The organism is Halopseudomonas pertucinogena (assembly GCF_014646575.1).
GTDB classification, from domain to species: domain Bacteria; phylum Pseudomonadota; class Gammaproteobacteria; order Pseudomonadales; family Pseudomonadaceae; genus Halopseudomonas; species Halopseudomonas pertucinogena.
In genome coordinates this window covers 241,146-263,429 of the sequence record NZ_BMNN01000003.1, presented here as the reverse complement: position 1 = coordinate 263,429, position 22,284 = coordinate 241,146, and the positions used below count along the sequence as shown (strand labels likewise).

25 protein-coding genes and 3 tRNA genes are annotated in these 22,284 nt (G+C 62.9%); 10 read left to right on the top strand and 18 right to left on the bottom strand.

The window, feature by feature from the left end:
• Window positions 1–14: 14 nt before the first annotated feature.
• The 3 genes from msrA to nudE are packed head-to-tail and all read right to left on the bottom strand — an operon-like array spanning window position 15 to window position 2,060.
• Complete coding sequence (msrA, locus tag IEW63_RS09115) at window positions 15–656, bottom strand: peptide-methionine (S)-S-oxide reductase MsrA (protein WP_188636299.1); 642 nt, start codon at window positions 654–656, stop codon at window positions 15–17.
• Between the two features lie 37 nt (window positions 657–693).
• The gene (cysQ, locus tag IEW63_RS09110) at window positions 694–1,497 is read right to left on the bottom strand and encodes a 3'(2'),5'-bisphosphate nucleotidase CysQ (RefSeq protein ID WP_188636298.1); all 804 of its coding nucleotides are present in this window, start codon (window positions 1,495–1,497) and stop codon (window positions 694–696) included.
• Complete coding sequence (gene nudE, locus IEW63_RS09105) at window positions 1,494–2,060, bottom strand: ADP compounds hydrolase NudE (RefSeq protein ID WP_188636297.1); 567 nt, start codon at window positions 2,058–2,060, stop codon at window positions 1,494–1,496. The genes cysQ and nudE overlap by 4 nt, the downstream gene beginning before the upstream one ends.
• Before the next feature lie 65 nt (window positions 2,061–2,125).
• On the opposite strand from nudE, the gene yrfG reads away from it, so the two are divergent.
• Genes yrfG through IEW63_RS09090 form a run of 3 tightly spaced genes read left to right on the top strand, consistent with a single transcriptional unit; the run spans window position 2,126 to window position 4,088 of the window.
• Window positions 2,126–2,812 (top strand): GMP/IMP nucleotidase, encoded by a 687-nt coding sequence (gene yrfG / locus IEW63_RS09100; protein ID WP_188636296.1) that lies wholly within the window; start codon window positions 2,126–2,128, stop codon window positions 2,810–2,812.
• Between the two features lie 45 nt (window positions 2,813–2,857).
• Window positions 2,858–3,319 (top strand): DUF2243 domain-containing protein, encoded by a 462-nt coding sequence (locus IEW63_RS09095; protein WP_188636295.1) that lies wholly within the window; start codon window positions 2,858–2,860, stop codon window positions 3,317–3,319.
• Complete coding sequence (locus tag IEW63_RS09090; RefSeq protein WP_188636294.1) at window positions 3,309–4,088, top strand: cytochrome c oxidase assembly protein; 780 nt, start codon at window positions 3,309–3,311, stop codon at window positions 4,086–4,088. The genes IEW63_RS09095 and IEW63_RS09090 overlap by 11 nt, the downstream gene beginning before the upstream one ends.
• Here the strand turns inward: IEW63_RS09090 and rimK are convergent.
• Both rimK and rimB read right to left on the bottom strand, forming a co-directional pair.
• On the bottom strand, window positions 4,061–4,966 hold the full coding sequence (gene rimK, locus IEW63_RS09085) for a 30S ribosomal protein S6--L-glutamate ligase (RefSeq protein ID WP_188636293.1): 906 nt from the start codon (window positions 4,964–4,966) through the stop codon (window positions 4,061–4,063). The genes IEW63_RS09090 and rimK overlap by 28 nt on opposite strands.
• 10 nt (window positions 4,967–4,976) lie before the next feature.
• Entirely contained in the window at window positions 4,977–5,444 is a 468-nt protein-coding gene (gene rimB, locus IEW63_RS09080; RefSeq protein WP_188636292.1) for a retropepsin-like aspartic endopeptidase RimB, read from the bottom strand.
• Between the two features lie 107 nt (window positions 5,445–5,551).
• Here rimB and IEW63_RS09075 point away from each other — a divergent pair, with 107 nt between their 5' ends.
• The 3 genes from IEW63_RS09075 (at window position 5,552) to IEW63_RS09065 (ending at window position 8,563) form a co-directional block, all read left to right on the top strand.
• Entirely contained in the window at window positions 5,552–5,947 is a 396-nt protein-coding gene (locus IEW63_RS09075; protein WP_188636291.1) for an RNA-binding S4 domain-containing protein, read from the top strand.
• Window positions 5,948–5,984: 37 nt separating this feature from the next.
• The gene (gene hslO, locus IEW63_RS09070) at window positions 5,985–6,866 is read left to right on the top strand and encodes an Hsp33 family molecular chaperone HslO (RefSeq protein WP_188636290.1); all 882 of its coding nucleotides are present in this window, start codon (window positions 5,985–5,987) and stop codon (window positions 6,864–6,866) included.
• 152 nt (window positions 6,867–7,018) lie between these two features.
• A complete protein-coding gene (locus IEW63_RS09065) occupies window positions 7,019–8,563 on the top strand; it encodes a phosphoenolpyruvate carboxykinase (protein ID WP_188636289.1) in 1,545 nt (514 codons plus the stop codon).
• A 351-nt stretch (window positions 8,564–8,914) separates the two neighbouring features.
• Here the strand turns inward: IEW63_RS09065 and IEW63_RS09060 are convergent.
• The 4 genes from IEW63_RS09060 to IEW63_RS09045 form a co-directional block, all read right to left on the bottom strand.
• Window positions 8,915–8,990 (bottom strand) — tRNA-Lys (locus tag IEW63_RS09060).
• A 9-nt stretch (window positions 8,991–8,999) separates the two neighbouring features.
• Window positions 9,000–9,076: transfer RNA gene (locus IEW63_RS09055), tRNA-Pro, on the bottom strand.
• Window positions 9,077–9,089: 13 nt separating this feature from the next.
• Window positions 9,090–9,165 (bottom strand) — tRNA-Asn (locus tag IEW63_RS09050).
• 152 nt (window positions 9,166–9,317) lie between these two features.
• Entirely contained in the window at window positions 9,318–9,494 is a 177-nt protein-coding gene (locus IEW63_RS09045) for a DUF3094 family protein (protein ID WP_188636288.1), read from the bottom strand.
• Between the two features lie 151 nt (window positions 9,495–9,645).
• On the opposite strand from IEW63_RS09045, the gene IEW63_RS09040 reads away from it, so the two are divergent.
• Window positions 9,646–10,326, top strand: coding sequence for an energy-coupling factor ABC transporter permease (locus IEW63_RS09040; protein ID WP_188636287.1), 681 nt, complete (start codon window positions 9,646–9,648; stop codon window positions 10,324–10,326).
• A 1-nt stretch (window position 10,327) separates the two neighbouring features.
• On the opposite strand, the gene IEW63_RS09035 is transcribed toward IEW63_RS09040, so the two are convergent.
• Window positions 10,328–11,038 (bottom strand): SIMPL domain-containing protein, encoded by a 711-nt coding sequence (locus IEW63_RS09035; RefSeq protein WP_188636286.1) that lies wholly within the window; start codon window positions 11,036–11,038, stop codon window positions 10,328–10,330.
• A gap of 70 nt (window positions 11,039–11,108) precedes the next feature.
• On the opposite strand from IEW63_RS09035, the gene IEW63_RS09030 reads away from it, so the two are divergent.
• A complete protein-coding gene (locus IEW63_RS09030) occupies window positions 11,109–12,380 on the top strand; it encodes an ATP-binding protein (RefSeq protein WP_188636285.1) in 1,272 nt (423 codons plus the stop codon).
• Window positions 12,377–12,931 carry a response regulator transcription factor gene (locus tag IEW63_RS09025; protein ID WP_188636284.1) on the top strand — a complete coding sequence of 185 codons (555 nt, stop codon included), beginning with the start codon at window positions 12,377–12,379 and terminating at the stop codon, window positions 12,929–12,931. The genes IEW63_RS09030 and IEW63_RS09025 overlap by 4 nt, the downstream gene beginning before the upstream one ends.
• A 62-nt stretch (window positions 12,932–12,993) precedes the next feature.
• On the opposite strand, the gene IEW63_RS09020 is transcribed toward IEW63_RS09025, so the two are convergent.
• The 4 genes from IEW63_RS09020 to IEW63_RS09005 all read right to left on the bottom strand — a co-directional run bounded on the left by IEW63_RS09020 (window position 12,994) and on the right by IEW63_RS09005 (window position 16,121).
• On the bottom strand, window positions 12,994–13,842 hold the full coding sequence (locus IEW63_RS09020; protein WP_188636283.1) for a Tim44 domain-containing protein: 849 nt from the start codon (window positions 13,840–13,842) through the stop codon (window positions 12,994–12,996).
• A 95-nt stretch (window positions 13,843–13,937) separates the two neighbouring features.
• A complete protein-coding gene (locus IEW63_RS09015) occupies window positions 13,938–14,768 on the bottom strand; it encodes an SDR family oxidoreductase (protein ID WP_188636282.1) in 831 nt (276 codons plus the stop codon).
• A gap of 30 nt (window positions 14,769–14,798) precedes the next feature.
• Complete coding sequence (locus IEW63_RS09010) at window positions 14,799–15,266, bottom strand: multidrug transporter (RefSeq protein ID WP_188636281.1); 468 nt, start codon at window positions 15,264–15,266, stop codon at window positions 14,799–14,801.
• Between the two features lie 51 nt (window positions 15,267–15,317).
• On the bottom strand, window positions 15,318–16,121 hold the full coding sequence (locus tag IEW63_RS09005; protein WP_188636376.1) for a TatD family hydrolase: 804 nt from the start codon (window positions 16,119–16,121) through the stop codon (window positions 15,318–15,320).
• A 232-nt stretch (window positions 16,122–16,353) separates the two neighbouring features.
• On the opposite strand from IEW63_RS09005, the gene IEW63_RS09000 reads away from it, so the two are divergent.
• The gene (locus IEW63_RS09000) at window positions 16,354–17,691 is read left to right on the top strand and encodes a DUF1329 domain-containing protein (protein ID WP_188636280.1); all 1,338 of its coding nucleotides are present in this window, start codon (window positions 16,354–16,356) and stop codon (window positions 17,689–17,691) included.
• 48 nt (window positions 17,692–17,739) lie between these two features.
• Here the strand turns inward: IEW63_RS09000 and IEW63_RS08995 are convergent, their stop codons facing one another.
• From IEW63_RS08995 to nrdA, 4 genes are all read right to left on the bottom strand, one after another.
• Window positions 17,740–18,270, bottom strand: coding sequence for a DUF3087 domain-containing protein (locus tag IEW63_RS08995; protein WP_188636279.1), 531 nt, complete (start codon window positions 18,268–18,270; stop codon window positions 17,740–17,742).
• 9 nt (window positions 18,271–18,279) lie between these two features.
• Window positions 18,280–18,543: a class I ribonucleotide reductase maintenance protein YfaE gene (gene yfaE / locus IEW63_RS08990; RefSeq protein ID WP_188636278.1), complete on the bottom strand. Its 264-nt coding sequence runs from the start codon at window positions 18,541–18,543 to the stop codon at window positions 18,280–18,282.
• 1 nt (window position 18,544) lies between these two features.
• Window positions 18,545–19,684, bottom strand: coding sequence for a class Ia ribonucleoside-diphosphate reductase subunit beta (nrdB, locus tag IEW63_RS08985; protein WP_229710422.1), 1,140 nt, complete (start codon window positions 19,682–19,684; stop codon window positions 18,545–18,547).
• Window positions 19,685–19,915: 231 nt separating this feature from the next.
• Window positions 19,916–22,192 (bottom strand): class 1a ribonucleoside-diphosphate reductase subunit alpha, encoded by a 2,277-nt coding sequence (gene nrdA / locus IEW63_RS08980; protein ID WP_229710421.1) that lies wholly within the window; start codon window positions 22,190–22,192, stop codon window positions 19,916–19,918.
• Between the last annotated feature and the right edge of the window lie 92 nt (window positions 22,193–22,284).

The following is a 22,284-nucleotide window of genomic DNA, read 5'->3' as shown; positions in this document are numbered from 1 at the left end:
CAAGCAAAAAACTATTACCTCATGCAAATTCCAGTCCCCGCGAGGCCGCAGTAACCTCCCGGATTCCTGTGCAGGTACTGCTGATGATAGTCCTCGGCATAGTAAAACTCCGCCGCCGGGACTATTTCGGTGGTGATCGGCCCCAGGCCGGCCAGCTGCAGGGCATCGGCGAAGCGCGCCCGGCTGGCTTCGGCCTGCGCCCGCTGGTGCATGTCGCTCACGTAGATGCCGGATCGGTACTGGGTGCCCAGGTCGTTACCCTGGCGCATGCCCGAGGTCGGGTCATGGTTTTCCCAGAACACCTTCAGCAGGTCGTCAAGTGCCAGTACCTGCGGATCGAATACCACCAGCACCACCTCGTTGTGCCCGGTGAGCCCCGAGCAGACCTCTTCGTAGGTGGGGTTGGGCGTCAGCCCGGCGGTATAGCCCACGGCCGTGGTGTAGACGCCGTCGAGTTGCCAGAACAGCCGCTCGGCTCCCCAGAAACAGCCCATGCCGACGATAATCTGCTGCATGCCCTCCGGAAAGGGCGGTTTGATCGGAGTGTTCAGCACAAGGTGTGTGCTGCTGGTCGGGATGGGGCTGGGCCGCCCGGGCAGAGCCTCGTCGGCGGTGGGCAGGCGTAACTTGTGCTCGGGCACGTTGCGATGGAACATGCGACATCTCCTGCGTCAGATAAGTGGGTGCTCCGGTTCAGGAAAGGAGCAGGTCACGCAGTGCGCCATCGGCCTTGCCGACGGCGAGGAAATACGGGTTCAGCCAGTCATTGCGCTGCGGATAATCGAAACGGCGACCGTCGAGCCTCAGTACCTGGCCGCCAGCGCCTTCCAGTACGGCCTGTGCCGCAGCCGTATCCCATTGGCTGGTGGGGGCAAAGCGCGGATACAGATCAGCCCCGCCCTCGGCCAGAACGCAGAACTTCAGGGAGCTGCCGACAGCCGTCAGCTCGATGTCATGCCTGCCCTTGAGCCGGTCCAGCAGGGCTTCCTGATCCGGGCTGCTGTGCCGGCGGCTGGCGACCACGCACAGGGGGCTGGCCGGGGAGCGGGAATGGATCGGCTCGGCGGGCTGCCTGCCTGTCTGGCGCCAGGCGCCCAGCCCGGCACCGCCCCAGTAGAGTTGGTCCCGGGCCGGGACGCCCACTGCGCCGAAGCGAACCTGGCCGTGCTCGATCAGTGCGATATTGACAGTGAACTCGTCGGTGCCGGCAATGAACTCCTTGGTACCGTCCAGCGGATCGACCAGCCAGAAGCGGTCCCAGTGCCGACGTTCTCCGTAGGGGACCTCAGCGCCTTCCTCGGAGAGGATGGGGATGTCCGGAGTGAGGGCGGTCAGACCACTGACGATATGCCGGTTGGCTGCCAGGTCCGCTGCGGTAACCGGCGAGTCGTCGGCCTTGGTGATCACGTCCGGGTCGCGGCGCCACCAGGGCAGGGCGATCAGCCCCGCTTCGCGGGTCAGCTGGCAGAGCTGTTCGATGGCGAAGGGCAGGCTCATGGACTCAGCTCTCCGCGCTGCTCCAGCAGGTCACGTACCAGATACAACGCGGCCAGCGCACGGCCCTCGGAGAAGTTCGGGCGGGCCATCAGCTCGCTGAGCTGATAGAGGTCCACGCTGTCTACCCGGATGGGCTCGGGCTCGTCCCCCGGCAGGCGCTTCTCGTAGAGATCCCGGGCCAGCACCACGGAAATGCTCTGGCTCATGTAACTGGGTGACAGCGACAGTTTGCCCAGCAGCTCCAGATTCCGGGCGCCGAACCCTGCTTCCTCCATGAGTTCGCGGTTGGCGCCGTCGAGCACGTCCTCGCCGGGCTCGACCAGGCCCTTGGGCAGCGACAGCTGATAATCCTGGGTACCGCCGCAGTATTCCTCTATCAGCAGGGCGGTTCGCTCGTCGCGCATGGCCACCACCATCACCGCACCATAGCCCTTGCCGGAGCCGACCAGTCTCTCGTAGGTGCGCTCGGTACCATTGCTGAAACGCAGCTGCATCTGCTCGACATTGAACAGACGGCTCCTGGCGACAATGCGGGCATCGAGGATCTCTGGCTTCTGCGGCATGCTGGCTCCGTGGTCACTGACTGGTTTGTTATCATAGCCGTCCACTCGTTCAAAACCCAAACGCCATGCTGAACTGGAACACCATTGATACCGTCCTGCTGGACATGGACGGCACCCTGCTGGATCTGCATTTCGACAACCATTTCTGGGTCGAATATCTGCCCCGTTGCTATGCAGCCAGGCACGGGGAGTCGCTGGAATGGGCGAAGCAGCGCATCCATCCGCTGATGCGCAGGATCCAGGGGAAGATGGACTGGTACTGTCTGGATTTCTGGACCCGGGAGCTGGATCTGCCGATCGTCGAGCTCAAGCGCGAGGTGGCGCACCTCATCCAGCTGCGCCCGGATGCGGACCTGTTCCTTGAAGCCTTGCAGCGCAGTGGACGTCAGGTCATCCTCATCACCAACGCCCATCGTGATTCCCTGGCGTTGAAGATGGAGCGGGTGGAGTTGCGTACCTGGTTCCAGCGCCTGATCAGCTCCCACGACTTCGGCTACCCCAAGGAGGAGCAGGCCTTCTGGCACGCGCTGCGTGCCGAAGTGGAGTTCGATCCCGAGCGCACCCTGTTCATCGATGACGGCCTGGCGATCCTGCGTTCGGCCCGGGAGTTCGGTATCGCCCAGCTGCTGGCGGTCCGTCAGCCGGACAGCCGTGGCGAGCGTCGCGATACCGCGGAGTTCGATGCGGTGGAAGATTACGCCAGTCTGGTGGCCCAGCTGCAGGCCTGCGAAATGACTGAACAACCTTCCTGATCTGCCGGTCGAAATCGGACTGACGACTGCCTGTCGAGGTCCGATATGACCCCCCACCCTGCATCATCTGAAATCCGTCGCCGGTCCATGCTGTGCGCGATCCCCCTGGGCATCGGCCTGATGGCAGCGGTCGACGAGATCCTGTTTCACCAGATCCTGCAGTGGCACCACTTCTTCGACCGGGCGACACCGGCCATCGGGGTGCTCTCGGATGGCCTGCTGCACGCCGGCGAACTGTTTGCCACCGTGTTCGGAGCAATAATGTTGATTCGGCTGGCGCGCGCAGGGCGGCTGGCTGTGCGCCAGGCCTGGGCCGGCGGCCTGCTGGGTGCCGGGGGCTTTCAGCTGTTCGATGGCATCATCAGCCACAAGGTGCTGCGCATTCACCAGATCCGCTATGACGTCGACCTGCTGTGGTACGACCTGAGCTGGAACGGCATTGCCGTGCTGCTGATTCTGGCAGGGCTGATGGTCTGGCGGAGAGGGCAGCCGACCGGTGGCGGCTGAGCACCGGCTGTTCGCCCTGTGGCTGCTCGGGCTGACGCTGCTGTTCACTACCGGCTATCTGGTGGGGATGTCGCGTCAGTCGCGCCGTGGTCGGGACTGGCCGCTGTGGCGGTTGGTCTTCTGGCTCGCGGGGACCCTTGTGCTGGTCGCCGCAGCGTCCCCGGGTGCCATGCGCTGGGCCCATGCCGACCTGCGCTGGCACATGGGTCAGCATCTGCTGCTTGGCATGCTGGCGCCGCTGCTGCTGGTGCTGTCCGCTCCGGTGACCCTGATGCTGCGCAGCGTGCCGGTAACCTGGGCGCGGGTTGTGGTTGCCTGCCTGCAGTCGGACCTGGCGCGCTTTCTGTGTCATCCGATCACGACACTGATGCTGAATATCGGTGGCATGTATCTGCTGTACGGCACCGCGCTGTATGCCGCCAGCCTGCAATCGCCGGCCCTGCATCACCTGCTCCACCTGCATTTCATCCTGGCGGGTTATCTGTTCTGCCAGGCGGTACTCGGTGGGCCGGACCGGATGGCCGCCCGGCATGGCGCCGGTCTGCGGCTGGGCGTGCTGCTGGCAGCCATCGCTTTCCACTCCCTGCTGGGCAAGCTGGCGTACGGTTATCTCTGGCCGGCAGGGCTGCGGCAGCCAGCCGAGCAGGTTCGCTCGGCAGCGCAGCTGATGTATTACGGCGGGGATCTGGTGGAAATGCTGATGCTGGTTCTGCTGCTGCTCGGCGGCAGGCTGACGCGGCGTCAGCCCTTGCCTCTGGTGCGGGTCTGATTCGGCCGGGCATTCTTCTCTATGTACTCGATGATCAGGCCCGCAACATCCTTGCCGGTGGTCGACTCGATGCCCTCAAGGCCCGGTGAGGAGTTCACTTCCATGACTACCGGGCCATGATTGGAGCGCAGGATGTCCACGCCAGCCACGTTCAGGCCCATGACCTTGGCAGCACGCACGGCGGTCATGCGTTCCTCCGGGGTGATCTTGATCAGGCTGGCGCTGCCGCCGCGGTGCAGGTTGGAGCGGAATTCGCCCGGTTTGGCCTGGCGTTTCATTGCCGCGATGACCTTCTCACCCACCACCAGACAGCGGATGTCGGCGCCACCGGCTTCGCGGATGTATTCCTGCACCATGATGTTGGCCTTCAGCCCCATGAAGGCTTCCAGTACCGACTCGGCGGCTTTCTCGGTTTCGCACATCACCACACCGATGCCCTGGGTACCTTCCAGCAGCTTGATCACCAGCGGCGCCCCGCCGACCATGCTGATCAGATCGGGAATATCATCCGGAGAATGGGCAAAGCCGGTCACCGGCAACCCCACACCCTTGCGCGAAAGCAGCTGCAGCGAACGCAGCTTGTCCCGGGAGCGGCTGATTGCCACCGATTCGTTGAGCGGGAACACGCCCATCATCTCGAACTGGCGCAGCACCGCGGCACCGTAGAAGGTGATCGAGGCGCCGATGCGCGGAATGACCGCATCAAAGGGCTCCAGCTCCTCGCCCTTGTAATGGATGCTGGGCTTGTGACTGGCAATGTTCATGTAGGCACGCAGGGTGTCGATGACACGTACCTCGTGGCCGCGCTCCCGGCCGGCTTCAACAAGGCGGCGGGTAGAGTAGAGGTTGGGGTTGCGCGACAATACCGCAATTTTCATGATGTGTTGTTCAGCCTGTGATGAATCGTTCGGTCTGCGGGTGGCTCTGGACGAAGCGTAGTCCAGGGTTGATGACGAGTTGCCCGTCCAGCATCGCTGCGCAGCCGAGCAGCACCCTGTAGCGCATGGACTTGCGACAGGTCAGGGTGAAATCCACTTCCCAGCACTGATCACCCAGCACCATGGGGGTGCGGATGACGTGCCGCTCTTCTATCTGTCCGTTGGAGCTTCTGACCCGTTTGTAACTGATCAGGCGGGCCTCGCAGAGGGTATCCCTGGGCTTGCGCGGCGTACCGGTGTGGGCGGTGAAGCGCACCCAGGTGTCGCCGTCGCGGACGAAGGTCTCGATTTCGCTGGCATGCAGAGCGGAGGTCTTGGCGCCGCTGTCGACCTTGGCGCGGATCCGGTCGACGCCCAGTGCCGGCAGGCCGATCCACTCACGCAGCCCGATCACGGTCAGATGATCAAAGGTTTTCATGCCGCCTCCAGCAGGGCACTCTGATGGAGCGCATGATGGACGAGGAATGGCCTTTCAACAAGCTTGATACACTGCTCCGGTTGATCGCGATGCAGCAGGAGAAAATCATGAGTGATGATGGCAAGCCGCGGCTGGACAAATGGCTGTGGGCGGCACGTTTCTTCAAGACCCGGGGCCTGGCAAAGGCCGCGATTGAAGGGGGCAAGGTGCACTATGCGGGCGAGCGTACCAAGCCGAGCAAGGAGCCGCGGATTGGCGACGAACTGCAGATCCGGCAGGGTTATGATCAGCGCACGGTAGTGATCAAGGCGCTGTCCATGGTCCGCCGCGGCGCACCGGAAGCACAGCTGCTGTATGAGGAGACGGCGCAGAGCATCGCCCGGCGCGAAGAGGCCGCGGCGCAACGCAAGGCTGCCGGGCCGGGGCTGCTGATCAGCGAGCATCGCCCGACCAAGAAGCAGCGCCGGCAGATTCATCGGTTCAAGGAACAGCAGGGAGACTGATTGGGCTATAATCCGGCTTTTGCCCGAGGTCCCAGCCATGTCCTCCCAGGATGTCACCCAGCGCTTTATCTTCGAGCACGCCGACGTACGCGGCGAACTGGTGTCGCTGAATGACAGCTATCGCGAGATCCTGTCCCGCCATGCCTATCCCGAGCCGGTCAAGGCGCTGCTCGGCGAGATGCTCGCCGCCGCAGTCCTGCTGTCGACGGCGATCAAGTTCGACGGCCTGCTGATCATGCAGGCCCGCTCTTCCGGGCCGCTTTCCACCCTGATGGTGGAGTGCTCCAGTCAGCAGGAAGTGCGGGCCATTGCCCGCTACAGCGATGACCTGACCGGCGACTCGCTGCGCGAACTGATGCCCGATGGTGTGCTGGCCATCACCATCGACCCCGCCCGGGGCAAGCGCTACCAGGGCGTGGTTTCCCTTGAAGGCGAGACCCTTGCCGAATCGCTTGCCGGCTATTTCGACAGCTCCGAACAGCTGCCCAGCCGCTTCCGCCTGCTGGCCGACGGGCGCAGTGCGCGGGGCTTCATGCTCCAGGCGCTGCCGGCTGATCGGCAGACCGACCCGGCAGAGCGGGCCGAGTCCTGGAACCGCCTCAGCACCCTGGCGGAGACGCTCACGGTCGAGGAGCTGATGGCGCTGGACAACAGCACCATATTGCATCGTCTGTATCACGAGGAGGATGTGCGCCTGTTCGACGGCCGGCCGGTGTGCTTCCGCTGCAGCTGTTCGGCGGAACGTTCCGGCAATGCCCTGGTCAGTCTGGGTCGTGAGGATGCGCTCGCCCTGCTGGCCGAGCAGGGCGGTGAAATAGAGGTCGACTGTCAGTTCTGCAACACCACCTATCGTTTCGACGAAAAGGCCCTGACAGAGCTGTTTGACCGGGCCAGCGAGCACGCGCGCAGCCTGCATTGAGTGCTGCCGGTCCGCGGCTTTAGCGCAGTTGGCAATTCTTTGGCATAATGTCGCGCCTGCGCGGCCATGCCGCTCATTTTGCAACCCCACTGGCGAGACCGAAAGCATCGGTCTTATGGAGATTTCGGTCAAGCCGAAGAGGACGAAGTTTGATGACGCAAGCAAGCAACACCGTATTCAATGATCTGAGCATCGCCGAGCTGATCGAAGCCGCGATCCAGCGCAACGAAGGGCAACTCGCCGATACCGGTGCGCTGGTGGTGAAGACCGGTCACCGCACCGGCCGCTCGCCCATGGATCGGTATATTGTCGACGAGCCCACTACCAGCTCGTCCATCGCCTGGGGTTCCATCAACCGTCCCTTCCCGGCAGACAAGTTCGACGCCCTGTGGACGCGGGTGGAGGATTACCTGGCCGAAGGCCCGAGCTATGCCTCCCGCGTGCATGTCGGCGCCAGCCCCGAGCATTATCTGCCGGTGATCATGGAAACCGAGACCGCCTGGCACAACCTGTTCGGCCGCACCCTGTTCATCAACCCGCAGCAGTACAACCCGGCGGGCAAGGAAGAGTGGCAGATCCTCAACGCGCCGCACTTCGTCTGCGAGCCCGAGCGCGACGGCACCAACAGCGACGGCTGCGTGATCATCAATTTCGCCCAGCGCAAGGTGCTGCTGGCCGGCATGCAGTACGCCGGTGAAATGAAGAAGGCCATGTTCTCCGTGCAGAACTTCCTGCTGCCGGCCAAGGACGTGCTGCCCATGCACTGCGCCGCCAACGTTGGCGACGAAGGTGACACCACTCTGTTCTTCGGTCTGTCCGGCACCGGCAAGACCACCCTGTCCGCCGACCCGGCGCGCAACCTGATCGGTGACGACGAGCACGGCTGGGGCGAGGGCGTGGTGTTCAACATCGAGGGCGGCTGCTACGCCAAGTGCATCGATCTGTCGCAGAAGAACGAGCCGGTCATCTGGAACGCCATCAAGTTCGGTTCGGTGCTGGAGAACGTCATCATCGACCCCGAGACCCGCAAGGCCGATTACACCGATGTCTCGCTGACCCAGAACACCCGTGCCGCCTATCCGCTGGAGCACGTCGAGAAGCGCGTCGAGGCGAACCTGGCCGGTGAGCCGAACGCGATCATCTTCCTGACCTGCGACCTGACTGGCGTACTGCCGCCGGTGTCCATCCTCAACAACGAGCAGGCGGCCTACCATTTCCTCTCCGGTTACACCGCTCTGGTCGGTTCCACCGAGATGGGTTCCGGCGGTGGGATCAAATCGACCTTCTCCACCTGCTTCGGCGCACCGTTCTTCCCGCGTCCGGCAGGTGAGTACGCCGAACTGCTGATCAAGCGCATCAACGCCTTCGGCAGCAAGGTGTATCTGGTCAACACCGGCTGGACCGGTGGCGGCTACGGCGTCGGCAGCCGTTTCAGCATTCCGACCACGCGCGCCATCATCAGCGCCATCCAGTCCGGCGCCCTGGTCGGTGCCGAGACCGAGCATGTGCCGGTGATCAATCTGGATGTGCCGAAGGCGGTCGAGGGCGTCGACAGCAAGCTGCTGAACCCGCGTAACACCTGGGCTGATCCGGCTGCCTACGACGCTGCGGCGCGTGACCTGGCGGGGCTGTTCATCGAGAACTTCAAGAAGTTCGACGTGGCCGAGGCGATTGTTCAGGCGGGTCCGCAGCTTTAAGGGCTGCACTCCCTGACCGGACAAACCCGCCTTCGTGGCGGGTTTGTTGTTTCTGAGGGGCTGGCGGGGCTGCTGCGCAGCCCGGTCGCCCCGGGGTCGGGGCTCCTACACCTTGCCGCCGAATTCTCAGGCGTTATCGCTACGCTCCTCGTATAGGGATTTCAGCGCCCCTACGCCGGTAGGAGCGGCGACCTCGCCGCGATCGGCGCGCAACGCGCGCCCTGTTCCTGCCACGGTGGTGGTGCGGCAGGCGAACGAGCAGGCAGCATCAAGCTCCGACTGGACAGTTTGTCCCGGACCGAAAAGGCAGCTAAAGGAAATCTGGAAGGGAGGGGTAATCAGAGTCTTGAGTGGTGGGTCGTGCAGGATTCGAACCTGCGACCAATTGGTTAAAAGCCAACTGCTCTACCAGCTGAGCTAACGACCCGCTCAAAAGTGGTCGGGGTAGGGGGATTCGAACTCCCGACATCCTGCTCCCAAAGCAGGCGCGCTACCAGACTGCGCTATACCCCGAATATTGACAGGATGGCTCCGCGACCTGGACTCGAACCAGGGACCCAATGATTAACAGTCATTTGCTCTACCGACTGAGCTATCGCGGAATTGTATCCTGAAAACACCCAGCAAGTTGGTGTGAGCGTTGTCACATATCCCCTGCTGAGGCGCGCCATTTTACCGGCCACGGCGGGGCTGTCAACCCCGAAATTGAGCTTCTGCATGAAAAAGCCCGATTGCCCGGAAAAGGCCGGCGCGCTCAGCCGATTACCAGGGAAGCCAGGTAGCGGGAGAACAACCCCAGCCCGACCACAGCCATGACGAGGGCGGCAAGCAACCACCACACCTTGAAGGGTTTGCGGTTCACCCGGTTCTGGGGGAGGTCGAGATATTCATCGACGCGCTTCTGGTCTTCGGGATAGAGGCGACTGGCCATGTTTCACCCTTTGTGGTTCTGGTTACGACGGACGGAGCGAATGCCGACAGTCTAGAACGCCCCAGGCAGGATTGCACCCCGTGCGGGTCGGCGGAGGAAAGGGTCGACTGTTATCATGGGAGCCTTCGATTCCCTTGCCCACGGAGTGACCATGCTATCAGCCGGCCTGCTTACCACCGCCCCGACAGTCATCTGCCTGCTGGCGTACACCGGGGCGCTGCTGTGGGGTGCGGTACGGGTGAGCTGGGTGGAACTGTTTGCCGATAGCCGGCGGCAACACCTTTTCTACGGCAGCGTCTTCGCGCTGACCATTCTCTGGCTGCTGCGCAAGGATTTCGACAGCGGTCTGACCTTCCACTTTCTCGGCATGACGGTGATCACGCTGATGCTCGACTGGCCGTTGGCGCTGCTGGCTGCGGCACTGGCGCAGGGCGTGCTGGTGCTGTTCGGGCTGGATGATGCCGCGGCGCTGGGAGCCAATGGCCTGCTGCGGTCGCTGGTGCCGGTCCTGGTTACCGTGGCGATGAGTCGCATGCTGGAGCGGTTCAATCCCACCAATCTGTTTCTCTACATCTTCATCAGTGGCTTTTTTGCCGCCTCGCTGTCGGCCGTATGCACGATGCTGGCCGGGATGGGGCTGCTTGCCTGGTCCGGCTCGCTGTCGCCACCGGATTCGCTGGTGGAGCTGCTGGGCTACATGGTGATGGTGATGTTCCCCGAGGGCTTCATCAACGGCATGGGGGTTGCCGCGCTGGTGGTCTTCCACCCGGAGTGGGTGGAGACCTTCGATGCCGACCGCTACCCGCAGGAGCCGTTCGACGACCAGCAGTGACTCAGCGCGCCTGGGGCAGCTGCACCTCGATGACACCATCGGCGCTGACGCTGACGTCGGCTTCGCCACCTTCCACCGCCGGGGTGGCCATTTCCGCATCGGCTGCCATGACCATCATGCGGCCGCTCTGCATATAAGGCCGCGGCGTCATGAACTGGGTGTTCAGGTTGAGATTGACGATGCGGTAACCGTTACCCCCGAGGCTGCGGGTGGCGATGTCGGCCCGCTGCTGGAAGGCCTCGATTGCCCGCTCCATGAGTTCATTCTCGGTCGCGCTGCGGCTGGCGGGAGACAGGCTGAAGTGCATGCCACCGAGACTCAGGTTGCCCAGCAGTTCGCCCATGGTGCTGGAAATGGCGGCAAAATCTGTTCCTTCCAGCCGGATCTCGCCGCGCTCGCGCCAGGCGATGATGTTCTTGCGTTTTTCGTCATACACCGGCTGGGTGTGGCGGTTGCCGCTGGAAACGCGGATGGCGTTGTTGCTGCGTGCGGTTTCCAGCCCCTGATTGAGCCGGGTGGTGATACGATTGGCCAGCTTTGCCGGGTCACTGTCCTGGTCCTCGGCAAACAGGGTCACGGTCAGGGTGTCGTTATTGACCTTTTGCTGTACTTCGGCACGCAGTGAAACCTGGTTGTAGTTCAGCGGCTCGGCCAGCACCGGAAGGGCAACGGCCAGGCCGACCAGCAGAGGCAACATCATGATGGTACGCATTCAAGTCTCCTGATGAGTAGTTTCCACAATCGATATTAACGGGAGTACAGCTGTGTCGCAGCGATTATCCATGAATCTGAACACGCTGGCGCTTTCACCCAACCGGCAGAACCTGTGGCGTTTGATCTTCATCCGCTTGCTGGTACTGGCGGCGCAGACCGCTTCGGTAATGGGCGCCTGGGTCAGTGGTCTGTTTGCCCTGGAGTGGCTGCCGCTGCTGCTGACCCTTGGTCTTTCCGGGGTTGTCAGCCTGGTCACGCTGCTGCGCCTGTCGCGGGACTGGCCGGTAACGGATATCGAATACGGCCTGCAGCTGCTGTTCGACATTCTCATTCACAGCGTGCTGCTGTACTACGCCGGCGGGCCGACCAACCCCTTTGCCTCCTATTTTCTGGTGCCGCTGACCATTGCTGCCGCCACTCTGTCATGGCGGCATACGGCGGCACTGGCCAGTGTATCCATGCTGGCCTATAGCCTGCTGCTGTTCTGGTATCATCCCCTGCCGCTGTTCGAAATGCGCAGTGGTGACAGCCAGATCAACATCCGGGTGATCGGCATGTGGCTCAACTTCGCCATGAGTGCGGGTCTGATCTCGCTGTTCGTGGTGCATATGGCCGAGGCGCTGCGCAAACATGCCGAGCGCCTGGCCGAACGGCGTGAGCAGAGCCTGCGCGACTCCCAGCTGCTGGGTATCGCCAGTGTCGCCGCCGGCGCCGCGCACGAGCTGTCCACGCCGCTGTCCACCATGAGTGTGTTGCTCAAGGACCTGCGCGCCGATCATCAAGACCCGCAGATCCAGGAGGACCTCGCGCTGCTGCAGGAACAGGTCCGTCAGTGCAAGGAAAGTCTGCAGCAGATGGTGCGCAGCGCGGAGTTCAGCCGGGCCCAGCCGCATACCCTGCAGGAGGCGGATGTCTGGCTCAGGGGGCTGCTGGAGCGCTGGAAGCTGATGCGGCCGGAGGTGTCCTGCCGCCTGAGTGCGCTGCCGGAGGGGCCGGCGCCGCGCATAGTGGACAGTCCGGAGCTGGGCCAGTCGATCCTGAATCTGCTCAACAACGCAGCAGACGCCTGTCCCGACAACATCCAGATTGCTCTGGAGTGGAACGCCCAGCGCCTGCGCCTGTGCATCCGCGACTTCGGTCCGGGAGTGCCGCTGCATATAGCAGAACAGCTGGGTACCGCCTTTGTGACGACCAAGGGCAAGAAAGGCTTCGGGCTGGGCCTGTTTCTGAGTCAGGCGGCCGTGGAGCGTACCGGAGGCAGTGTGAAACTGTTCAACCAGGATGGCGGGGGTACGCTTACCGAGGTAATCTTGCCGATAGCAAGCGAGGAACATGCATGACTGAGATAACCAACCAGGAAGAGCAGCCACTGCTGCTGCTGGTCGACGATGATCCCACCTTCACCCGGGTAATGGCTCGCGCATTGACCCGCCGGGGCCTGGACGTCGAAACCGCCGGCAGCGCAGACGAGGCCATGCAGCTGGCACGTCAGAAGAAGCCCGACTACGCGGTACTCGACCTGAAGATGGAAGGGGACTCGGGGCTGGTCCTGCTGCCGCGGCTGCTGGAGCTGTATCCGGATCTGCGAGTCGTCATCCTGACCGGCTATTCGAGCATCACCACCGCCGTGGAGGCGATCAAGCGCGGCGCATGCAACTATCTGTGCAAGCCTGCCGACGCCGACGACGTGCTCACTGCGCTGTTGTCGGATCAGGCCGATCCCGAGAGCCTGGTGCCGGAGCACCCCATGTCGGTGGACCGCCTGCAGTGGGAGCATATCCAGCGGGTACTGGCCGAGCACGACGGCAATATATCCGCTACCGCCCGCGCCCTGGGCATGCATCGTCGCACCTTGCAGCGCAAGCTGCAGAAGAGGCCGGTGCGGCGCTGAGTTTCCAGGCCACCGGAAACAAAAAACCCTCGGCTAGCCGAGGGTTTTTTATGCGCCAGTAATCAGTTCTGGCGGATACCGCAGATGATCCACGGCTGGTTCTCGCCGTCCGCCCGCTCCAGACGCCAGCTCTCATCGAACCGCTCGCCTTCATCGGCGGGGAAGTCGCGGTCAAGGCCGGTGAAGCCGACGGTGGCGATGGTCCGCCCGTCACGTTGTTCAATGCCTTCCAGACGTACTTCCAGCTCCTCCACGAAGCCGTTGCTGCTCGGCGGCGCTTCGGCGCGCGCAGCCACGATCTGCTGCAGTACGGCAGGGTCGAGATATTCTGCCATGCCCTCGACGTCGCCGTCGCGCCAGTGACGCTGCAGGGTATAGAAGTGCTCCTCCGCACCCTTCAGGAAGCTGTCTGCGTCAAACCAGTCCGGCGCCTGCATGGTGATCGGCGCCGCTGCCATTGGTTGGGAAGCTGCTGTCTGGCTGGGCCAGTTCTGCTGGTGCGCCATATCCGCGGGGCCGCCGGCGGGGTGGGGCTGGCGTTGCATGGCCGGTGCGCTGCGGCGACGGAACAGCTTGAACAGCACGAAGGCGATCAGGCCGAAGATCAGGATGTCGAACAGCTGCAGACCCTGGAATCCATCACCGAACAGCATGGCAGCCAGCAGACCCCCGGCAGCGATACCGGCCAGTGGGCCGAGCCAGCGGCTGGCACCGGAGGTGGCTGCGGGGTTCTGCTGCTGGTTACGCGGGTTGGCCTGCTGCTGTTGCGGGGTCTGCCGCTGAGCCGGCTGGCTCTTGTGCATCGGGGCAGCGCCGAAACTCTTGCCGCCGCCCATGCGACGGGCCTCGGCATCGGGTACGGCAAGGCCGACCATGAGGAAAACGGCGAAAAAGGGTAATAGCCAACGCATGGGCACTCTCCGGAATTATCAGTCAGGGGATAGTGCCAAAGGTAAGCCCATACCCGCCAGCACAAAAGTGTTTCGGTATTTTCGATGCAGGCGTTTCAGCCCAGCCTGCGGTCCAGCCTGAAACGTCTGCGCAGCTGGCTGTCGAGTATCGACGTGGGCAGCCAGCGCTTCAGGCGTACCATGCTTCTGGCGCCGGAGCCGATCAGCGCAGTCTCCGGTCGCAGCGGATTGCGGATATAGCCCATCAGCTCCACTGCGAACTCCCGGGCCGGTGTCGACTTTGCATTCTGTGACGCCGCAGCCCGAGCCTGAACGGCCTTCTCCCAGGGCTTGAACCAGGACGTGTCGGCCAGGGTTATGGCGGCGCTGGCGTTGTTGCCGAATTCGGAGGCGATGGCGCCGGGCTGAACGGTGAGGACGCTGATGTCAAAGGGCGCCAGTTCCAGACGCAGCGCATCCGACAGGGCGTGCAGGGCTGCCTTGGAGGCGCAATACACGCCGGAGAAAGGTGTGGTGGTGATTCCCGATACGCTGCCGATATTGACGATCAGCCCCTTCGCCTCGCGCAGCAGGTCGGCGTGAGCGCGCACCATTTCCAGCGGTGCGAACACATTGGTGTCGAACTGTCTGAGCAGGGTGGCCCGGTCCGCATCCAGCACCGGGCCCATGGCGCCATACCCGGCGTTGTTGACCAGCAGGTCCAGCCGGCCAGCTTCGTTGCGCAGGCGCTGGGCGCACGCGGCGATCAGATCGGGCTGGTTCACGTCGAGGGTGACGGCGATCGCGCCGCGGCTGGTCAGCGGCGTCAGGCTGTCGGGGTTACGGGCCGTGGCATAGACGGTATAGCCTTCATCCAGGCAGACCTGAGCCAGTGCCTGGCCGATGCCGCTGGAGCAGCCGGTGATGAGTGCGACGGGTTTGCTCATGTGCTTGTTGTCCTTGTTATTGTTCAGGCTTCAATGCTGGAATTCTGCCCGGATGTGATCGGCCTGGTACTGCAGATCGGCAGGATGAAAACCGCTGCGCAGCGGTGGCACCGCATGGCATTCCTGCTGGCGCTCATCTGCGTGCAGCGGGCGGTCCAGCCGGTAGGTGCTGCGAGTCACGCCGAGATCCAGCAGGTTGGTATTGTAACCGGGCTGCACGGCCTGGAGCTGCCAGCTGATCCAGCTGGCGGTGCGTGAACCGGTATTGTGTATCGTTACCTGCAGCGGCCTGCCGAACTCGCAAGCCTCGGGTCGGTACTCCACGCTGATCTCCAGTCGGGAGACCTGCCGCTCATGCTGCCACTGCCAGATGCCTACGGCTGCCCCCAGCAACAGCGCGATGGCGACCAGGATGGCGCTGGCCGGCAGCATGGCGCGCGGAAAGCGAACCAGTAATACCAGCCATATGATGGACAGGATGATACCCAGCAGTGGCATGGAACTCCTCGATCTCGGTGTGCTGTTACAGACTCTACCAGACGCGGCGCGTCAGGAAACCGCAGCCAGCGGCCAGTCGAACAATTCACAGGTGTTATGCAGGCACTGGCGGGCCAGCTCTTCGGCTGTTTCGCCACGCAGGGCCGCAAGCTCCGCGCAGATGCGCGGCAGGTTCTGCGGACTGTTGCGCTGGTAGGGCGCGAAGGCCGGGGCCATGTCGGGGCTGTCTGTTTCCAGCACCAGACTCTCGGCGGGCAGCTGCGGAATGACCCGGTGCATGCGTTTGGCCTGCGGCCAGGTGGCCGCGCCCCCCAGTCCGATGCGAAAACCCAGCCGGATATATTCCCGTGCCTCTTCATAGCTCCCGGAGAAGGCATGGACGATCCCGCCGCGCCGCAGCGAATAGCGCTTGAGCGCTTCGATGACCGGGGCGTGGGCGCGTCGCACGTGCAGCAGGGCGGGCAGCTCCGCATCCGCTGCCATCTGCAGTTGGGCTTCGAACAGCGCCTGCTGGCGGTCGCGGTCCGGGTTGTCGATGTAGTAATCCAGGCCGAATTCGCCGACGGCGCAGCAGCGGGGGTCCCCTGCGTGCTGCTCAAGCCGTTCGCGCAACTGACGGAGGTCAGTATCGCCGTGCTGATCGAGAAATACCGGATGCAGGCCGAAGGCGGCGAACAGGCGGTCGTCGGATTCGACCATGTGCCAGATCCGCTGCCAGTTGTCCTGCGTCACGCCCATCAACAGCATGCGCTTTACGCCCAGGCGGGTGGCGTCGTCCAGAACCGCGTCGCGGTCGGCGTCAAAGTCGGAAAAGTCCAGATGGGTATGAGTGTCGATATAGGCAGTCATGCCCATTAGCATCGGCATAACCATGGCCGCAGGCAAGCGCAGCGAGAACTAATGTCCGGCGCGAGCAGCGTAGCGTCATCGATTTTTGTGTAAAGGAAGCGAGGCGCAGTTGTCTCCCGCGATGCTGAAAGGTAAAGTTGCGGGCTTTGATTGGGTTCAGCTGAACCACGCGCCTTCCATCGCTGCCCGTTCGGGGTAGTTGGTTCTCGGTTCAAGATCAGATCTTCAAGGAGTAACCATGTACAGGATGTTCGGGATTGTCTTATTGGCCGTCGCCGCTGGCCAGGCTCAGGCGAAGGTGGATGCGGTTCAGGCTGCCCGCCTGGGTGCCGACCTGACCCCACTGGGCGCAGAGCGGGCCGGCAATGCTGCGGGTACCATCCCCGAGTGGACCGGTGGGGTGACCCCTCCGGCGCACTACCAGCCCGGAATGCATCATCCGGATCCCTACGCCGGTGACCAGCCGCTTTTCCGTATCACTGCCGAGGATGTCGAGCGCAATCGCAATCTGCTGGCCGTCGGCCTGGTCGATCTGCTGGAGCGCAACCCCGACTATTACGTACGTGTGTTCCCCACCCGCCGCAGCGCTTCAGCGCCCCAGCGCATCTATGATGCCACCCGTGAAAACGCCGAAAAGGCCGAGCTGATCGAGAACGGCAACGGGATTTCCGGTGCGGTCGCGGGCATTCCCTTTCCGATTCCGCAGAACGGGATGGAGGTGATCTGGAACCACATCCTGCATTACAAGGGCGACCAGACCCGGTTCATCAACAACCAGGCGGTGGTAATCAACGGCCGCGCCAACCTGATCAAGCGTGACCGCTATATCTATTACATCTACAACCGCGAGGGCATGACCCCGGAAGCGATGGACAACACCCTGTTGTACTACCGCTATCATGTGACGGCGCCGGCAAAGCTGTCCGGCACCTCGCTGGTGGTGCAGGACCCGCTTGACCAGGTGCTGACCACTCGCCGCGCCTGGCGCTACAGCCCGAACGACCGTCGGGTACGCCGTCTGCCTTCGCTGGCCTATGACTCCATCCAGCCGGACACCAGCGGCCTGGCCACTGCCGACGTAGTGGATTCCTATAATGGCGCGCCGGACCGTTACGACTGGACGCTGGTGGGCAAGCGGGAAATGCTGGTGCCCTACAACAGCTACGCCGTTCACCAGCAGGGCATTCCCTACGATCAGATCGTGCTGCCGAAGACGGTAAACCCGGAGCTGCTGCGCTACGAATTGCACCGGGTATGGGAAGTGGAGGCGAAGCTGCGTACCGGTTTCTCGCACCCCTACCATACGCGCCGGTTCTATGTGGACGAGGACAGCTGGCAGATCGTGGCGGTTGACCTGTACGACGCCAAGGACGAGCTGGTCGGGCTGCAGGAAAGCCACCCGATCAACTACTATGATGTGCCGATGTTCCAGGCTACCCTGGAAACCCTGTACCACCTGAAAACCGGCAACTACTTCGTCGACGGGCTGGACAACAACGAGCCCATGTACGACTTCGACTACCCGATGTCACCCCAGGATTTCACTCCCCAGGCACTGCGCCGCGCGGGTAACTGATATCGCCCGGGCCGCTGCTCTGCAGCGGCCCGTCTGTTTCCGCTTTCCTCACTTGCCCCAGCGACTGCGGATATCCTCCAGCCAGGCGGGATCGAGGCTGTTCTGCTCGGGGTCCAGCCCCTGTTCCAGCATCCGCGCCCGGTGCAGATCGATCTTGCCGACCATGTCGCTGATGGCGGTGCTGTTGTCTTCCAGCGTGTGCATCTGCAACAGCCCCAGGTGATAGAAGCGCAGCACCCGCATGGCCACGGGGTCGTCGGCCGCAGCACCGGCCTCGACCTGGTGCAGGATATTGGTGATCTTCATCAGGTTGCGCTTGAGGCGAAAGCCGTAGGCGGCGGGCGCCATCCACGGCTGTTCCCACAGAAAGTATCGGACCACGGCGATGGTCAGCAGCACCCCGGCAATCACCCCGGCGAGGTTCCAGCGGAAGTTGCTGCCCTCGGCGCCGCCGAACAGGGCAATGGAGGCGGAGGCCATCAGGAAGCAGAGCGCCGCCAGAATCGCGCAGATGATCAGGGTGCTGCGGCGGGTCTGGCTGCGGTAGTACTCCGCGTCCATGGGTTGGATGGTGAACATCGGCATACCTCAGAGTTTGCTTTTCAGCGGTACATCGTCGATGACGATCGGCTCCGCCGGCCGGCAGCAGCAGGGCAGTATCTCGTCGCGCTTGATGAAGGCCAGCGGGGCAGTGGGGTAGACCACGCTGCCGACCTTGAGTTTGATCCGGCAGGCCCCGCAGTAGCCACTGCGGCACTGGTATTCGACATGGTGACCGGTGCGCTCGAGCCCTTCGAGCAGGGTTTCTTCCTCACCCAGCTCGAAGAAGGTATCGCGGGTATAGACCTGCACCTTACAGCTCGAAATCGCCCAGGTCCTCGACCGAGACCTCGGAGTCGATCTGGCCGACCAGGTAGGAACTGACCTCCACCTCCTGGGGCGCCACCTGCACGTTGTCCGATACCAGCCAGGCGTTGATCCAGGGAATCGGATTCTGGCTGGCACCGGGGAAGATCGGTTCCAGCCCCACCGCGCTCATCCGCAGATTGGTGATGTATTCCACATACTGGCTGAGGATGCTGTAATTCAGGCCGATCATGGAGCCGTCCTTGAACAGGTATTCGGCCCACTTCTTCTCCTGCTCCGCGGCATGGCGGAAGATCTCGATGCTCTGCGCCCGGCAGGCCTCGGCGACCTCGGCCATCTGCGGATCGTCGTCGCCTTCCTGCAGGATGTTGATGATGTGCTGGGTGCCGGTCAGGTGCAGCGCCTCGTCCCGGGCGATCAGCCGGATGATCTTGGCGTTGCCCTCCATCAGCCGGCGCTCGGCGAAGGCAAAGGAACAGGCGAAGCTGACATAGAAGCGGATCGCCTCCAGCACATTCACCGACATCATGCACAGGTACAGCTTCTTCTTCAGTTCGAACAGGCTGACGTTGACGGTCTGGCCATTGAGCTGGTGGCTGCCCTCGCCGAACTGGTTGTACAGGTTGCCGTACTGGATCAGGTCGTCGTAGTAGTTGGAGATGTCCCCGGCACGCTCGATGATGTGCTGGTTGCGGACTATGTCATCGAACACCACCGCCGGATCGTTGACGATATTGCGGATGATGTGGGTGTAGGAGCGGCTGTGGATGGTCTCGGAAAACGACCAGGTCTCGATCCAGGTTTCCAGCTCGGGGATCGACACCAGCGGCAGGAAGGCCACGTTCGGGCTGCGGCCCTGGATGGAATCCAGCAGGGTCTGGTATTTCAGGTTGCTGATAAAGATGTGCTTCTCGTGATCCGGCAGGTTGCGGAAGTCGATGCGGTCCTGGGACACGTCCACTTCTTCCGGGCGCCAGAAGAACGACAGCTGTTTCTCGATCAGCTTTTCGAAGATGGGGTATTTCTGCTGGTCATAACGGGCGACGTTGACCGGCTGGCCGAAGAACATCGGCTCGTTCATCTGGTTGTTGTCGGTCTGGGAAAAGGTGCTGTATTTCATTTTCATGTTGGCCCCTCGGGGAACCTGAAAGCTGGAGGTTACTGTTTGGGAGGGAGGTGCTGTTGGCTTCCCCCCTCTCCCCAACCCCTCTCCCGCAAGGGGAGAGGGGCTTTAGTCTGTGCTCTCTGCTCGACCTATCGTGAGGGAGAGGCTTCACTCTGTACTCGAGCTACATGCCTGCGCCGCTTTTCTCCCTCTCCCCCTCGCGGGAGAGGGCCGGGGAGAGGGGGAGCCCCTTCAGATCTTGCACGCCCCACCCGCACAATCATCCGCCATATCCGCCTGCGCATCATCCGCCCCATCCCGGGTGTTCTGATAGTACAGGGTCTTGAGCCCGAACTTGTATGCGGTCAGCAGATCCTTGAGCAGCTGCTTCATCGGCACCCGGCCGCCCTCGAAGCGTTGCGGATCATAGTTGGTGTTGGCAGAAATCGCCTGGTCGACGAACTTCTGCATGATGCCCACCAGCTGCAGGTAGCCGTCATTGCTCGGCATCTGCCACAGCAGCTCGTAGGCGCCCTTGAGCTCCTCGTAGTCCGGCACCACCTGCTTGAGGATGCCATCCTTGGACTGCTTGACGGTGACCAGCCCGCGGGGCGGTTCGATGCCGTTGGTGGCGTTGGAGATCTGGCTGGAGGTCTCGGACGGCATCAACGAGGACAGCGTCGAGTTGCGCAGGCCGTGGGCGATGATGTCGGCGCGGAGGGCTTCCCAGTCCAGATGCAGCGGCTCGGAGCAGACGGCGTCCAGATCCTTCTTGTAGGTGTCGATCGGCAGCACGCCCTTGGCGTACGTGGTCTCGTTGAAGCCGCTGCAGGCGCCACGCTCCCGGGCCAGCTTGTTGGAGGCGCGCAGCAGGTAGTACTGGATCGCCTCGAAGGTGCGGTGGGTCAGGTTGTTGCCCGAGCCGTCGGAGTACCTGGCGCCATTCTTCGCCAGGTAGTTGGCGAAGTTGATCACGCCGATACCCAGGGTACGGCGCTTCATGGATGCCCTGCGCGCGGCCTCGATCGGGTAGTCCTGGTAGTCCAGCAGCGAGTCCAGCGCGCGTACCGCGAGCTCGGCCAGCTCTTCCAGCTCGTCGAGGCTGTTGATTGCCCCCAGATTCAGGGCCGACAGGGTGCACAGGGCGATCTCGCCGTTGGCGTCGTCCATGCTTTCCAGTGGGCTGGTGGGCAGGGCGATTTCCAGGCACAGGTTGGACTGGCGCACCGGCGCCACCTTCGGGTCGAAGGGGCTGTGGGTGTTGCAGTGGTCGACGTTCTGGATATAGATGCGCCCGGTGCTGGAGCGCTCCTGCATCATCAGGCTGAACAGCTCGACCGCCGGCAGGCTGCGCTTGCGGATGTTCGGGTCCTGCTCGTACTTCTCGTACAACCGCTCGAACTCGTCCTGGTCGGCGAAGAAGGCCTCGTACAGGCCGGGTACCTCATGGGGCGAGAACAGGGTGATGTTGCCGCCCTTGATCAGGCGCTGGTACAGGGTGCGGTTGATCTGCACGCCGTAGTCCATGTGGCGGACGCGGTTTTCTTCCACGCCGCGGTTGTTCTTCAGCACCAGCAGCGACTCCACTTCCAGATGCCACAGCGGGTAGAACAGGGTGGCCGCGCCGCCGCGCACGCCGCCCTGGGAGCAGGACTTGACCGCCGCCTGGAACAGCTTGAAGAAGGGGATGCAGCCGGTGTGCTGGGCCTCGCCGCCTCGGATCGGGCTGCCGACGGCGCGGATGCGCCCGGCGTTGATGCCGATGCCGGCCCGCAGGGACACGTACTTGACGATGGCCGAGGTGGTGGCGTTGATCGAATCCAGGCTGTCGCCGCACTCGATCAGCACGCAGGAACTGAACTGGCGCGAGGGCGAGCGCACGCCGGACATGATCGGCGTCGGCAGCGAGATCTTGAAGGTCGAGATGGCATCGTAGAAGCGCTTGATGTAATCCAGCCGGGTGTCGCGCGGGTAGTCGGCGAACAGGCACATGCCGATCAGCATGTAGAGCATCTGCGGGCTTTCATAGACCCGGCGGCTGACCCGGTCCTGGATCAGGTACTTGCCTTCCAGCTGCTTGACCGCGGCGTAGGAGAAGTTCAGGTCGCGGTTGTGGTCGATGTGCTGGTTCAGCTGGTCGAACTCGTCACGGCTGTAGTCGCGCAGGATGTGCTGGTCGTAGCGCTTCATTTCGGTCAGGGTGGTGACGTGGTCGAACAGGTGTGGCGGCTCGAACTGCCCATAGGCTATCTTGCGCAGATGGAAGATCGCCAGCCGCGCAGCCATGTACTGGTAGTCCGGCGTCTCGGTGGAGATCAGGTCGGCGGCGGCCTTGATGATGGTCTCGTGGATATCCTGGGTGCGCATGCCGTCATACAGCTGGATCTGGGATTTCAGCTCGACCTGGGACACCGACACGTTGCTCAGCCCCTCGGCAGCCCAGTCGAGGACCCGATGGATCTTGTCCAGGTTGATGGGCTCCTGGCGGCCGTCGCGTTTGGTTACCTTGAGGGACTGAAAATCGGTCATGGGGTGCATCCTGGGGAATTGAGGCTTGAATAAGTGATGATTTCGTTGTATGGCGAAATCACTATATGTAGTGATCGGCGTTCGAATGAACG